General features: G+C 48.2%; 9 protein-coding genes. All 9 read left to right on the forward strand.

The features are described 5' to 3' along the window. Window positions 1-86 precede the first annotated feature (86 nt). The 9 genes from E2R66_RS12000 to tkt all read left to right on the forward strand — a co-directional run bounded on the left by E2R66_RS12000 (window position 87) and on the right by tkt (window position 15,605). The gene (locus tag E2R66_RS12000) at window positions 87-2,969 is read left to right on the forward strand and encodes a glycosyl hydrolase 115 family protein (RefSeq protein ID WP_240049303.1); all 2,883 of its coding nucleotides are present in this window, start codon (window positions 87-89) and stop codon (window positions 2,967-2,969) included. Window positions 2,970-3,174: 205 nt separating this feature from the next. After that, window positions 3,175-4,701, forward strand: coding sequence for a glucuronyl esterase domain-containing protein (locus tag E2R66_RS12005; RefSeq protein WP_133230941.1), 1,527 nt, complete (start codon window positions 3,175-3,177; stop codon window positions 4,699-4,701). 25 nt (window positions 4,702-4,726) lie between these two features. Then, complete coding sequence (locus E2R66_RS12010; protein WP_133230939.1) at window positions 4,727-5,539, forward strand: SDR family oxidoreductase; 813 nt, start codon at window positions 4,727-4,729, stop codon at window positions 5,537-5,539. 67 nt (window positions 5,540-5,606) lie between these two features. Further along, entirely contained in the window at window positions 5,607-6,905 is a 1,299-nt protein-coding gene (locus tag E2R66_RS12015) for an MFS transporter (RefSeq protein ID WP_133230937.1), read from the forward strand. 326 nt (window positions 6,906-7,231) lie between these two features. Next, window positions 7,232-8,905: a sodium/sugar symporter gene (locus tag E2R66_RS12020; RefSeq protein ID WP_133230935.1), complete on the forward strand. Its 1,674-nt coding sequence runs from the start codon at window positions 7,232-7,234 to the stop codon at window positions 8,903-8,905. 79 nt (window positions 8,906-8,984) lie between these two features. Next, entirely contained in the window at window positions 8,985-10,223 is a 1,239-nt protein-coding gene (uxuA, locus tag E2R66_RS12025; protein WP_133230933.1) for a mannonate dehydratase, read from the forward strand. 44 nt (window positions 10,224-10,267) lie between these two features. Further along, on the forward strand, window positions 10,268-12,448 hold the full coding sequence (locus E2R66_RS12030; protein WP_240049304.1) for an alpha-glucuronidase family glycosyl hydrolase: 2,181 nt from the start codon (window positions 10,268-10,270) through the stop codon (window positions 12,446-12,448). Between the two features lie 31 nt (window positions 12,449-12,479). Next, window positions 12,480-13,580, forward strand: coding sequence for a glycoside hydrolase family 43 protein (locus E2R66_RS12035; protein ID WP_133230931.1), 1,101 nt, complete (start codon window positions 12,480-12,482; stop codon window positions 13,578-13,580). A gap of 18 nt (window positions 13,581-13,598) precedes the next feature. After that, window positions 13,599-15,605, forward strand: a complete 2,007-nt coding sequence (tkt, locus tag E2R66_RS12040) for a transketolase (protein WP_133230929.1) — start codon at window positions 13,599-13,601, stop codon at window positions 15,603-15,605. Window positions 15,606-15,704: the final 99 nt, after the last annotated feature.

Below are 15,704 nucleotides of genomic sequence, written 5' to 3' on the forward strand. Positions count from 1 at the left end.
TGGCGAATACTGCCATTGATAATTGCTTAATGTGAAGATATTGGGCCCCAGGTAAACCATACCGAAACCCAATACATCCGCCATTTATGAAGTTCGTTTATTCAACCATCGGCAAATTTTTAATTTGTGGTACAGCAATATTAATGCTTAGCCACAGGCCATCGGCTGCTGCCGTAACCGACAGTACTTATGTGCGCAATTCGCCGGCGAAGGGTTCCTTCAGGTTGTCGGCAAATGGATTCTCGGCCCCCATCTTTACCAGTAAAACCGATTTCGTTGGCGTGCTGCGCGCTGCCGATGATTTGCAAAATGATATCGGCGCAGTAACCGGGTTGAAGCCGGAAATTTTAACCGGGCTACCTAAAGAGAAAAACGTAGTCATCATAGGCACCATAGGTAAAAGCCCGGTGATCGACGGATTGATAAAATCGAAGAAACTAAACGTTGCGGGCATTCAGGGTAAATGGGAGTCGTTTATTTTGCAGGTGGTAGATAAGCCCCTGCCGGGGGTGGACAAGGCGTTGGTGATAGCAGGCAGTGATAAAAGGGGCACGATATATGGTATTTACGATCTTTCGGAAAAGATAGGGGTCTCGCCCTGGTACTGGTGGGCCGATGTGCCGGTTAAACACCATGATGCGCTTTATATTGCTGCGGGTAGGTTTACCAACGGCGAGCCAGCCGTTAAATACCGGGGCATTTTCATCAACGACGAAGCGCCTGCGTTCTCCGGCTGGGCAAAGCAAAAGTTCGGCGGCATCAACCACCTGGTGTATGCCAAAATGTTCGAGCTGATATTACGGCTAAAGGGCAATTACCTTTGGCCGGCCATGTGGGGTAGCGCTTTTAATGATGATGATACCCTTAACCGAAAAACTGCCGATGACTATGGTATTGTAATGGGGACATCGCACCACGAACCGATGGACCGGGCGCAAACCGAATGGAAGCGCTACGGAAGCGGCGAGTGGAACTATGAGAAAAACGGCGAGACGCTCCGCAGCTTTTGGCGAAAGGGCATCGAAAATATGGGCGATGCCGAAACCCTGGTAACGGTTGGCATGCGCGGCGATGGAGACATGGCCATGCAGCAGGGAACCAATATCGCCTTACTAGAAAAGATAGTGGCCGATCAGCGGGATATTATTACCTCGGTAACTAAGAAACCGGCAGCAAAAACGCCCCAGGTGTGGGCACTGTACAAAGAGGTGCAGGATTATTATGACAAAGGAATGCAGGTGCCCGATGATGTTACGCTGCTGTTGTGCGATGATAACTGGGGAAACATCAGGAAGCTGCCGGCCCTGGATGCCCCCCGGCGCGAGGGCGGGTACGGTATCTATTATCATTTCGACTATGTGGGTGGCCCGCGCAATTATAAATGGATAAATACCAACCCCATAACTAAGGTATGGGAACAGATGCACCTTGCCTATCAGCACAAGGTGGACCGTATTTGGATAGTTAACGTTGGCGACTTGAAACCCATGGAGTTCCCGATCTCTTTTTTCCTGGATTATGCCTGGAACCCCGCTAAAATCGGTCCCCGCGATTTACTTTCCTACACGCGCAAATGGGCTACCGCGCAATTCGGCAGCGGGCACGCCGCAGAAATAGCCGATATTATTTCTGCCTATAGTAAATACAACGGAAGGTGCAAACCCGAATTATTGAACGAGAACACCTACAGCCTGGTTAATTATAACGAGTTTGAGGATGTGGTGAACGATTATAAGCGATTAAATAAACGGGCAGATTCCTTATTCCGCCTGATGCCGCCGGAATACAAAGATGCCTATTACCAGTTGGTGCTGCATCCGGTGGAGGCATCCGCAAATTTGTATGCGATGTTCTATGCAACTGCGCTCAATCACCTGTATGCTGCTCAAGGGCGTTCGGCAGTCAACCAAATGGCTGCAGAAGTAAAGACACTTTTTGAACACGATGCCCAAATCTCCGATTATTATAACAATCAACTGGCGGGCGGAAAATGGAGCCATATGATGGATCAAACGCATATCGGCTATACCAACTGGCAACAGCCGCCGGTTAATGCAATGCCAAAAGTCTCCCCTATCGATATACCCCAACCCGGCAGCATGGGCGTAGCTGTAGAGGGTTCAGCCGAATCATGGCCTAAGGTGGACAATTCAAGCGCACCATCGCTGCCGGGATTTAATGATCGGGTAAACCAAAGCCACTTCTTCGAATTGTTCAACAAAGGTCTTAGCCCTGTCGATTATACGATCACTACGGATAAATTCGTCAGATTGAGTGCTGATAAAGGAACGATAGATAAACAAACGCGCATATCGGTGAACATTGATTGGAATAGCGTACCTGCGGGTATGAATCAATCTCTTATTAGCGTAACTTCATCTGACGGGACAAAGGTTGACATTGCCCTTAAACTGCAAAGGATACCATTACCGCTGCCCAAAGGATTCCTGCAGACGGATGCCTATGTTTCTATAGAAGCGGCGCACTACCAAAAAGCTATTCCGGGTAGCAACTATGCATGGGCAGAAATACCCGACTATGGGCGTAACCTATCTGCCATGACGGTGTTGCCATTAAGTAAGAGCCGTAGTAAAAGCACCGTTAATACGAAACCCTGCCTGGAATACATCGTGACCTTGCGCGATACCGGAATGATAACGTTGAACGCCTACCTGGCGCCCACCATCGACTTTACCGTGGATAAATCGCTAAAGTATGCTGTAGCGATAGATGACGAGCAGCCACAGTTGCAATCCTTCGATGCCGATAACAATCCCCGGCTATGGAGCCGGGCCGTAAGCAATAGCATCAACATCGTCACCACAAAACACCGGGTAAGCAAGGCCGGTACCCACGTGATAAAATTTTGGATGGATAGCCCGGCAATTGTTTTAGAAAAGATCGTTTTACAAGCCGGGGGAGCGGTTAAACAGAGTTATCTGGGTCCGCCCGAAAGTTTGCATAATTGAGCAATATTGCCAGGCCATCGCATGCTTTTGCAATTACCCCGGGGCAAACAATACATTTGGTGTGTTATTATGGACAAATGAGGTAGGGCGAACGGCACAGGATGCATAGATTTAACCCGCAGTAAATTCACCAGTTATAACTGTGCACCAATAAACCGTCGGTTTAGTATTTAGTCGCTTACCAATGAAACCAATTAATCACCCAATGAGAAGGATTGTGTACCTGTTGTTTTTTATTTCCTTGCGGGCGGCTGCTCAAAATGCACCGGCCTATCCGCCGCTCGTAAATTTTACTGCCGACCAGGATAAGGACAATATGATGAAGCAACTGGGCATCATATCCTTACGACCGGGGCCGAGCGGCGACGAAAAAGCGCCGAACCACGCCAACTACGATGAAGCACTTGCAAATCCCTACCCGGATTATCCGGAGATATTGACACTGAAAAACGGCAAAAAAGTAACCACCGCCGAGCAATGGTGGAAACTGCGCCGCCCGGAGATAGTGGAAGATTTTGAGCGCGAGGTTTACGGACGCATACCCAAAGATGTACCGAAAATTACCTGGGAGGTGAAAATAACCGACCGGGAGTTTATGGGTTTTACGCCCGTTATTGCCAAACAATTGGTGGGCCACGCCGATAATGCTGCCTACCCACTTATTGATGTAAATATTGCCATGACCCTGGTGCTGCCCGCCAATTCGAAAGGACCTGTGCCTTTACTGATCATGTTTGCACCCAGTGCACTGCCTGCACCGGCGCAACCTGCAAAGGACGAACTGCAAAAAATAAACGATGCCCTGAAAGATTTGCTGTTGAATGCCAGGCCCGACCTAAAGCCGATTTTTGACAAGTACCCTGCTTACAATATGATTGCCGCGCAAAACTACGGCTTCAATCCCTTCGCACCGAGGCCCGCCGGCGATTTGCCGGCTGCCCAGCAATTGATAGCCGATGGCTGGGGCTATGTGCTCATCGATCCGGCAAGTATTCAGGCGGATAACGGAGCGGGCCTTACCAAAGGAATTATAGGGCTGACCAATAAAGGGCAGCCGCGCAAACCCGAGGACTGGGGCGCACTACGTGCCTGGGCTTGGGGTGCATCAAGGGCGCTGGATTACCTTGCGACGGAGCCAATGGTAGACATCAAGCATGTGGGCATTGAAGGCGTATCAAGATACGGGAAGGCAGCGCTGGTAACCATGGCATTCGACCAAAGGTTTGCCATGGGTTTAATTGCTTCATCCGGCGAGGGCGGTACCAAACCACACCGCCGCAATTTTGGCGAAGCGGTGGAAAACCTTGCCGGTGGCGAATACCATTGGATGGCGGGCAATTTTATAAAATATGCGGCGAGCAATGCCGGTTTTGGGAATAAAACAGCCAATGACCTGCCCGTAGACGCACACGAGTTGATAGCCCTTTGTGCGCCAAGGCCTACTTTTATCAGTCACGGCATCCCCTCGCAAGGCGATGCCAACTGGCTCGACCATCAGGGCAGCTATATGGCAACTATCGCCGCTGGTTCGGTATTCAAACTGCTGGGTGTTAAAGACCTTGGTTTTACAAACGACTATAAAACCGAGAAAATGCCGGGTGTTAACGTAAGTATTTTAGATGGACAGCTTGCCTGGCGACAGCACGACGGCGGGCACACCGATGGGCCAAACATCAAGTATTTTATTGGCTGGGCCGATAAGTTCATTGGCCATACCGCCGCTGGCCGTTAGGCCCTCAACTTTACAAATTTTAAACATGGATCAGTTTTCATTAAAAGATAAGGTAATCGTAGTTACCGGCGGCACGGGTATCCTTGGCGAGGCCTTCGTAAACGGTATTGCCGGGGCGGGAGGGACGGCGGTTATTTTAGGCCGTAAATTGGAAGTAGCACAGCTTCGCGCTCAAAAAATTATTGATGCGAGTGGCCGCGCACTGGCCATACAGGCGGATGTGTTGAAAAAGGACGAAATTATCGCCGCGAGGGGTAAGGTACTGGCTGAATTTGGAAAAATCGACGGTCTGGTTAATGCAGCCGGGGGCAATATGCCCGGCGGAATTGTTCAGCCGGAGGCAGATGTTTTCGACCTGGATATGGACGGCCTGCGGCAGGTAATGGAGCTCAATTTATGGGGTACCCTGCTACCCACGCAGTATTTCGGCAAAGAGATAGCTAAAAACGCAACGGGCAGCATCGTGAATATTAGTAGCATGGCATCTCAGCGGGCGATCACCAAAGTGCTGGGCTACACGCTCGCCAAAACGGCGGTAGACGCGTATACCAAATGGTTTGCGGTGGAAACAGCCAACCGTTACGGCGATAGGGTACGCATGAACGCCATAGCACCGGGTTTTTTCCTTACCGAACAAAACCGTACCCTGCTTACCACGCCCGATGGTGGTTTTACCACCCGTGGCAACCTGGTTATTAACCAAACGCCCTTCAAACGTTTTGGCGTACCTGAGGAATTGGTAGGCGCATTGATATGGCTATTAAGCGATGCCTCGAAATTTGTTACCGGTACGGTTATTAATGTCGACGGTGGTTTCGCGGTGAATAGCGGCGTGTAGGAACACCAGGAAGTAAAACGATTACGCTAAAATAGGTTATATATCACTAGAAAAGCAATCCCCCAAAATGATTGAAAATAAAGCTACAAACTATCGGTGGACCGTATGCGCGCTGGTGTTTTTCGCAACCACTGTTAATTACCTCGATAGGTCGGTAATCAGCCTCCTTAAATCCAACCTCACAACGGAGTTTAAATGGGACGATGGCGATTATGCCAATATCGAGATCGCGTTTAAGGTTGCTTACTCCATTGGCTTGCTTGCTGCCGGGCGGATAATAGATTACTTAGGGACAAAGAGAGGTTACCTGCTTTCTACCTTGTTCTGGAGCATTGCGGCGGTCTGTCATGGTTTTGTGAGCAGCACGCTTGGTTTTGGCGTAGTGCGTGCTGCTTTGGGGTTAAGCGAGTCGGGTAATTTCCCTGCGGCCATCAAAACGGTGGCTGAGTGGTTCCCTAAAAAAGAACGGGCGCTGGCAACAGGCATATTCAATTCGGGGGCCAACATCGGTGCCATCATCGCGCCGCTCACCGTGCCATTTATTGCCCTGATGTGGGGCTGGCGATGGGCATTTATCATAACCGGAGCTGTAGGCTTTATTTGGATAGTGCTCTGGATAATCTACTATGAGATCCCATCGAAGCAGAAAAGATTAGGGGTAGCTGAATTCAACCTGATCAACTCCGCCGATGATGAAACCGAAAACCAATCGGCCTTGAAAAAAGTAAGCTGGTTTAAATTGCTCAGCTTCAGACAAACCTGGGCTTTTTCTATCGGCAAATTTCTTACCGACCCTATTTGGTGGTTTTACCTTTTTTGGTTACCCGATTTTTTGCAAAGCCAGTATAAAGTAACGGGCACGGCAATGGCATTGCCGGTGGCGCTGGTGTACACGTTTTCCGCATTCGGCAGTGTTTTTGGCGGCTACCTACCAAAAGTATTGATAGAAAAGAACTGGCCGGTATTTAAGGCACGCAAGGTATCCATGTTTTTTTATGCGCTGGCGGTTGTCCCCATTATTTTCGCCCAGGTATTGGGTAGTGTAAATATGTGGCTGGCGGTATTTATTATAGGGCTGGCGGCAGCCGCGCACCAGGCCTGGAGCGCCAATATTTTCACTACGGTTTCAGACATGTTCCCGAAGAACACCGTGGGGTCTGTTACTGGTATAGGTGGCATGTTTGGTTCGGTGGGCAGCGTTTTGCTATCGTTGTTTGTACAGAAATCAATGTTTATCCATTACCGGTCAATCGGACAGATAGAGACCGCCTATTACATCATGTTCGGCGTGTGCGGAAGTGCGTATATCCTGGCCTGGCTCATCATGCATTTTATGGTACCCAGGCTTAAACAGATTGCGCTTTGAATTATAAAGACATGGCTTACAACAGACATAACAGGTTGTATGTGTACAATTAAGTGAACGCAGCAAGTTTATTGAATTCCCTGTAAGCAAAGCAGCGAAGGATTAAAAAGCGCAACATATGACCATGCTAGGCCCAGGTGGCTTTAGCGTCAAGAGAAAATAAAAATAAATTATGCAATCGATTGTAATTGATAAAAATTAATCTATTTTCGTTTTAAATAAAGCCAGTTGCCGGCATCCGCACACAGAAGGATTTTTCGGGGCATGGTTAACCATTATAATTTATAGCGAGACCCGCTGAAACCTAATACTAAATTGAGTCATCAATGAAATCTCTTTCGACCGGCGATTACATCGTATTTTTAGTCTATTTCCTTATCGTAGCCTGTTACGGTTACTGGATATACCGCCGTAAGCATAATGCCGACGCTACCTCCAAAGATTACTTTTTAGCGGAAGGCTCCCTAACCTGGTGGGCCATTGGGGCATCCTTAATCGCGTCGAACATTTCTGCCGAGCAGTTTGTGGCCATGAGCGGCAATGGCTTTACCATGGGCCTGGCTATATCTACCTATGAGTGGATGGCCGCCCTTACGCTGATCATCGTAGCGGTATTCTTTATACCGGTGTATCTCAAGAACAAGATCTTCACCATGCCGCAATTCCTGCACCAACGTTATAACAGCACGGTTGCCATGATTATGGCGGTATTCTGGTTGCTGCTGTACGTAATTGTGAACCTAACCTCGATACTGTACCTCGGTGCTATTGCCATCAACGGCATCTCCGGCATCGATTTCAAATTGTGTATTGCCGGTTTGGCCATCTTCGCCATCATCATTACGCTGGGCGGTATGAAGGTAATTGGCTATACCGATGTTATCCAGGTGTTCTTCCTGATACTGGGCGGTTTAGTAACCACCTATATCGCCGTTACTAAAGTAGGCGAGTACTATGGCCACCCCGGCCTGCTTAACGGCATGTCGGACATGTACAGCCATGCCAATGACCATTTCCAGATGATATTGAAAAAGGAAAACAAAAGCTACGGCGACCTCCCCGGCCTGACGGTGCTGATAGGCGGTATGTGGATTGTAAATCTTAACTACTGGGGCTGTAACCAATACATTACACAAAGGGCGTTGGGTGCCAACCTCAATACGGCGCGTAGCGGTATCCTGTTTGCTGCTTTCCTGAAACTGCTGATGCCACTGATCGTAGTACTTCCGGGTATTGCGGCCTATATCCTATATAAAGAAAATGTATTCAATGCGGATATGACGGGCAGCATCACAGCCAATCACGATAATGCGTACCCGGTATTGCTTAACTTACTGCCTACCGGTGTAAAAGGTTTGGCTTTTGCCGCACTAACGGCTGCGGTAGTAGCCTCGCTGGCAGGCAAGGCCAATAGTATCGCCACCATCTTTACATTGGATATCTACAAAAAGAAAATCCGCAAGGACGCAACCGACCACCAGCTGGTGGTAGTAGGCAAAATTACCGTAGTGGTAGCTATGATACTGGGCGTAGCCATATCGCCATTCCTGGGCATCGATAAAAAAGGCGGTTTTCAGTTTATACAGGAGTACACAGGCTTCGTATCGCCGGGTATCTTTGCGATGTTCATCCTGGGCTTCTTCTGGAAGAAAGCATCATCCAACGCGGCATTGTTCGCTACCATCGGCGGTTTTGCGTTCTCGGTATTCTTCAAGTTCCTGCCCAAGGTGGTTGATTTAACCTCACTGGCAGCAAGCGGATTTTCTTATAAGAGCGCCGAGAGCGGCCTCTACGAGATACCCTTCCTGGACAGAATGGGTTTCGTATTCGTTATCTGCATAGCAGGTATGGTGATTATCAGTTTGATAGATGCAGCCAAAGGCAAAGAAACAAACGGCCTGGAGATAGATGCCAAAATGTTCAAAACATCAAACGCTTTTGCAGTTGGTGCCATGCTGGTTTGCGGCATACTGGTGGCTTTATATACTATATTTTGGTAATAAGACAGGCTGGTAACGCATTAGCCATCAACGGCTGAGAACTTAACGGCCCTGTGCATACTCCTTGTTTTTTAAAGATATGATACCAAATTTAAAACAAACATTCCGCTGGTTCGGCCCTAATGACCCGGTAACTTTACGGGCCGTCAGGCAAACCGGCGCAACCGGCATCGTTTCGGCCCTGCATCATATTCCTTGCGGCGAAGTTTGGAGTATGGACGAAATACGTGCTCACCAAACTACCATTGAGGAAGGCGGTTTTGATTGGACAGTTGTTGAAAGCGTAAACATACACGAGTCGATTAAAACAGGTGCCTCAGATCGCGATAGGTATATTGACAACTATAAGCAAACGTTGGCCAACCTCAGTAAAGTCGGCATTGGTACGGTGTGTTATAACTTTATGCCCGTGCTCGACTGGACACGTACCGACCTTGATTACCGCTTAGCAAACCAGGCATCGGCGCTTAGATTTGATGCGGTTGCGCTGGCAGCATTCGATCTTTATATCCTGGAACGGGAGGGAGCATATGCCGAATTCAATGCCGATGAGCAACTGGCCGCAAAGCAGTACCTGGATAAGCTAACAAGCAACGAGATAAGCCTGCTAACGAATACCATATTGGCGGGCTTGCCCGGAACCGACGAGGTATTTACTGTAGAAGAGTTTAAAGGTCATTTGAAAAGATTTAGCGATGTTGATGCCACGAAGCTGAAAGAAAACCTGGCTTACTTTTTACGCGCCATTATACCCTGTGCGGAAGAACACGGCATAAAAATGTGTATCCATCCCGACGATCCGCCATTCCCGATACTCGGCTTGCCGAGAGTGGTATCTACTGAACAAGACCTGCAAGATGTAATTGATGCGTACCCTTCGGCAAATAATGGCATCACCCTTTGCACCGGCTCGCTTGGTGCCCGTCCGGATAATGATATTCCGGGCATGATAAAGCGTTTAGGCAGTCACATACATTTTCTGCATTTGCGGAATGTGCAGCGCGAAGCAGACGGAAGTTTTCACGAAGCGGACCATTTAGGGGGCAGTACGGATATGTTTGAAGTAATGAAAGCAGTGGTAACAGAACAGGCCAGGCGGCAGGAGGTAGGACGATATGATGCCGAAATACCCATGCGACCCGATCATGGACATAAACTACTGGACGATTTTAATTACAACACATATCCCGGTTACTCAATAATCGGGCGATTAAAGGGATTGGCAGAATTGCGGGGCCTGGAAATGGGCGTAAAGCAATCATTGCTCTTTTTAAATCAAGTATTTGGCATCCAGTATAAAAAGGAAGGTTCTCTATAATGTTTTTGTTGCATTACAAACGCCTGCGCGCACATAATATATAAATGATGACGATAACCTTGCTGTTTAAGCGATTGGCGCTCTTATTCGCAATTTTGCAAATTGCCGGCAATGTTTATGCCGACGATGGGTACAAGCTCTGGCTTGGCTATAACGCCGTCGCCGATAAAAAACTGGCTGCTAAGTATAAAGCGCAGTTGGCGCATTTGAAATTTGCAGGCAATACACCTTCGCTTAACGCCGCCCGCGAGGAACTGTTAACCGGATTGGAAGGTACCCTGGCCCTTAGGCCTCAAATTGGCGACAAAATTGAATATCCAGCCTTGTTGGTAGGTATTGCGTCATCATTAAAACTGCCGGGAAGTGTTTGTTCTGAAAGCGAACTGGATAAAACCGGCAACGAAGGATACCTTATCAAAACGGTAATCATCAACCAAAAAAAGTGCATCGTTATTACGGCCAAAACAGATATTGGTGTTTTGCATGGTGTTTTTGGGTTTTTAAAGTTGCTGCAAACGCAGCAAAGTATCGATGCCTTAAATATATTGGAGTACCCGCGTATCATGTACCGGGTTTTGGATCATTGGGACAACCTTAACCGCACGGTGGAACGCGGATATGCAGGCGCATCTATTTGGAACTGGCATAAGCTGCCTGGTTATATAGATCAGCGCTATATCGACTACGCCCGGGCCAGCGCTTCGGTGGGTATTAATGGCTCGGTGGTGAATAATGTAAACGCCAACGCGCTGATGCTGACACCGGAATACCTGGAAAAGGTAAAAGCACTGGCCAATACTTTCAGGCCCTATGGCATAAAGGTGTATTTGTCGGTTAAATTTAGCAGCCCCATTGATATAGGCGGGCTCAAAACCGCCGACCCGCTCAATGCGCAGGTAATGCAATGGTGGAAAGATAAGGCAGATGAAATATACCGTAGCATCCCCGATTTCGGTGGCTTCCTGGTGAAGGCTAATTCCGAAGGGCAGCCCGGCCCACAAGCCTACGGGCGCAGCCATGCAGATGGTGCGAATATGCTTGCTGATGCATTGCTACCCCATAACGGTATTGTAATGTGGCGCGCATTTGTTTATGACAACAACGTGCCTGATGACCGCGCGAAACAAGCCTATAACGAGTTTAAGCCGCTCGACGGGCAGTTCAAAAAAAATGTAATTATCCAAGTGAAGAACGGGCCGATAGATTTTCAGCCCCGGGAGCCGTTTCACCCCTTATTTGGTGCTATGCCCAATACCCCGCTGATGATGGAGTTCCAGCTGACGCAGGAGTACCTGGGCTTTTCTACCAACCTGGTTTACGAAGCCCCGTTGTTTAAAGAAAGTCTGGAATCTGATACCTATGCAATGGGAAAGGGCTCTACGGTAAGCAAGGTTATACAAGGCGCGTTTAACCCAAAACTCATTACCGGGATGGCTGGCGTGGCAAATATCGGCACAGACATCAATTGGTGCGGGCATCCTTTTGCCCAGGCCAACTGGTATGCCTTTGGCAGGCTTGCCTGGAACCCGGATTTATCATCGGGCGATATAGCTTCTGACTGGTTGAAGATGACTTTCTCCAATAACCCTGGTTTTATTTCGCCAATGAAAGCGATGATGCTGCAATCAAGGGAAACAGCGGTAAACTATATGACGCCGCTCGGGCTTCACCACATCATGGGTGTAAACACGCATTATGGCCCGGGCCCCTGGGTGGATAATGCGGGCCGTGCCGATTGGAACGCTGTTTATTACCACAAGGCAGATTCTGCAGGTATAGGTTTCAACCGCAGCAGCACCGGCAGTAACGCGGTAGCGCAATATCAACCGCAGGTAAGGGATCTTTTTGAAAACCTGGCCACTTGTCCGGATGAATATCTGTTATGGTTCCACCATGTAGGGTGGGATTATAAGATGCGTTCCGGGGCTACTTTGTGGGATGAAATGGTGCATCGTTATTACCTGGGGGCAGATGCTGTTAAACAAATGGAGCTTTCCTGGGGTAAAATGGCGGGCTATGTAGATGAAGAAAGGTTTGGATCGGTTAAGCAATTATTAGCTATTCAATACGACGAGGCGACAACCTGGCGTAATTCCTGTGTGTTATACTTCCAAACATTTTCCAAAAGGCCAATACCAGCCCAATACCCAAAGCCGGATAAACCCCTGAGTTTTTATAGGGACCGGAAATTTTTGCTCGCACCCGGTATCGGCGGAAATCAATAAATAATTAAACCAAGCTATAAATTATAAACTCATGAACCAGTTATCAACCAAAGCAAAGCCGTTTTTAATGCTGCCAATTGTTTTATGTTCGCTCTTAGCGTGCCATTCACCAGAGCAGAAAGCAAGCACCGCAGCTACCGATACCACGAAAGTAAAATTCCTTACCGAGCCGCTAATTAGTAACATATACACTGCGGATCCCTCAGCGCACGTGTTTAACGGTAAAATTTATATTTATCCTTCGCATGATATTGATGCAGGAATAAAAGAAAACGATAACGGCGATCACTTCGCCATGAAAGATTACCACATCCTATCGATGGATAGTATCGGTGGCAAGGTTACTGATGAAGGCGTAGGGCTGGATATTAAAGATATACCATGGGCCGGCCGGCAGCTTTGGGCACCCGATGCTGCGTATAAAGACGGTACTTACTACCTGTATTTCCCGGTGAAGGACAAGCAGGATGTCTTTAAAATTGGGGTGGCAACTTCTAAGCAACCTCAAGGTCCGTTTAAAGCAATGCCCGAGCCTATAGCCGGTAGTTTCAGTATAGATCCCGCTGTTTTTACGGATACAGATGGTACTTCCTATATGTATTTTGGCGGTATCTGGGGTGGTCAATTGCAGCGCTGGGCCACCGGTAAATACGAAAGCAATGGCTCTAAAACCGATTTGCAGCAAGATGATAAGCCGGCAATCAGCTGCAGGGTAGCCAAACTTAAAGCGAACATGACGGAGTTTGATGGGGCGGTGAAGGATGTTGTTATACTCGATAGCGTTGGCAAACCTTTATTGGGCAAGGATCATAACAGGAGGTTCTTCGAAGGATCGTGGATGCATAAGTATAACGGTAAGTACTACTTTACCTATTCTACCGGCGATACGCACCTGCTTTGCTATGCTGTTGGCGATAGTCCGGTTGGGCCGTTTACCTACAAAGGGGTATTTATGAAGCCCGTACAAGGATGGACCACACACCACTCTATCATAGAAGTTAAAGGTAAATGGTACATTTTTTACCACGATACGCAAATATCCGGAAAAACACATTTACGGAACGTAAAAGTAACTACACTTGAACATGAGGCCGATGGATCAATAAAACTGATTGACCCCTTTATAAAATAGATGAATTTTAATACAACGATGGAAAAACCAAATCAAGCACTCGAAACATTAGCGATAGATACCGTAAGGATACTTTCTGCGGATGCAGTACAAAAAGCAAACTCCGGCCACCCGGGCACCGCAATGGCGCTGGCACCAATGGGCCATGTATTGTGGACCAAATTTTTAAACTACAACCCCAAGAACCCCGATTTTGCCAACCGCGACAGGTTTATCCTTTCGGCAGGCCATGCTTGTATCTTACAATATAATTTCCTGTACTTAACAGGTTACGACCTGAGTTTAGACGATATCAAGGCTTTCCGCCAGATGAACAGCAAAACCGCCGGCCACCCCGAATATGGTTTGGCACCAGGTGTTGATGTGACAACCGGCCCGCTTGGCCAGGGTTTTGCAAACGGCGTTGGTTTCGCTATCGCGCAGAAACATTTAGCCGCCCGTTACAACAAACCGGGTTTCGACCTTTTCAATTATAACATCTACGCCATCGTAAGCGATGGTGATATGATGGAAGGCGTAACTTCTGAAGCAGCTTCTTTAGCAGGTCACCTGCAGTTGGGCAACCTGATCTATTTATACGATGATAACCATATCTCGATAGAAGGTAGCACCGATATCGCCTTCAACGAAGATGTAAGCGCACGCTTCCGCTCATACGGCTGGCATGTACAGGAAATTGCCGATGTAAACGATACCCATGCTTTAGAACTGGCATTGATCAACGCAAAATCTGAAACACAAAAACCATCATTGATCCGCGTACGCTCACTGATTGCTTACGGCAGCCCTAACAAATCGGGTACTGCAGGTTCGCACGGTTCGCCGCTGGGTGCCGATGAGATCAAACTGGTAAAAGAATTCTTCGGTTTCGATCCGGAGAAATCATTTAATGTGCCTGCCGAAGTATTGGATTACTACCATGCAAAAGGCGCACGCGGCGAAAAAACCGAAGCCAACTGGAACGAACTGTTTGCCAAATACAAAGCCAAATTCCCGGAACTGGCTGCCGAATACGAAACCGCAGTATCGGGCGAGCTGCCTGCAGGCTGGGCCGATAAACTGCCTACCTTCAAAGCATCCGACCCGAAGATGGCCACCCGCCAGGCATCAGGTAAGGTGTTGAACGCCATTGCTGCAGGTCTGCCAAACTTAATTGGCGGCGCAGCAGATTTAGCCCCATCTACCGAAACCAACTTAAAAGAGTACGATTCGTTTACATCAGAAAACCGTGCAGGCCGCAACTTCCACTTCGGTATCCGCGAGCATGCGATGGGTTCGGCATTGAATGGTATGGCTTTAACAAAAGGCGTGCTGCCATTCGGCGCAACCTTTTTGCAATTTGCAGATTATATGCGCCCGCCGATACGTTTGGCAGCCATCATGAAGATCAGCCCGATATTCGTTTACACACACGATAGTATCGGTTTGGGAGAAGATGGCACCACGCATCAGCCGATAGAGCATTTAGCCACCCTACGTGCTATCCCTAACGTTACCGTTATCCGCCCGGCAGATGCCAACGAAAGCGCATTTGCCTGGAAAGTAGCGATAGAGAAAAAAGGCGGCCCGACGGTATTGATCTTCACCCGCCAGGGCTTACCAATCCTCGATCAGGATAAATACGGCAAAGCAAGCGGCGTAGAAAAAGGTGCTTATGTGGTATCAGAAGCCAGTAAAGAAATCGATCTGATATTACTGGCAACCGGTTCTGAAGTAGCCCTGGTGATGGATGCGCAAGCTAAATTGGAAGCAGAAGGCATCTCTACCCGCGTGGTGAGCATGCCATCATGGGAGCTATTTGAAGCGCAGGATGCCGCCTACAAAGAATCGGTATTGCCAAAAGCAAGCCGCAAACGTTTGGCTGTAGAAATGGCCTCGCCAATGGGCTGGCATAAATACACTACCGACGAAGGCGACACGCTGTGCATGACCACCTTCGGCGAATCAGCCCCGGCAGAAGATTTGTACAAACACTTCGGCTTTACCGTAGATAATGTAGTTAACAAAGCGAAAGCTTTATTATAGATATAAGAAATCAAGAGTCAAGAATCAAGATTGGAACGTCTGTCTTGCTTCCTGGCTCTTGACTTCTTGCTTCTATCAACTTCGGTGCATGCCAAAATC

Origin of the sequence: Mucilaginibacter psychrotolerans, from assembly GCF_004519315.1 — a bacterium.
GTDB classification, from domain to species: Bacteria; Bacteroidota; Bacteroidia; order Sphingobacteriales; family Sphingobacteriaceae; genus Mucilaginibacter; species Mucilaginibacter psychrotolerans.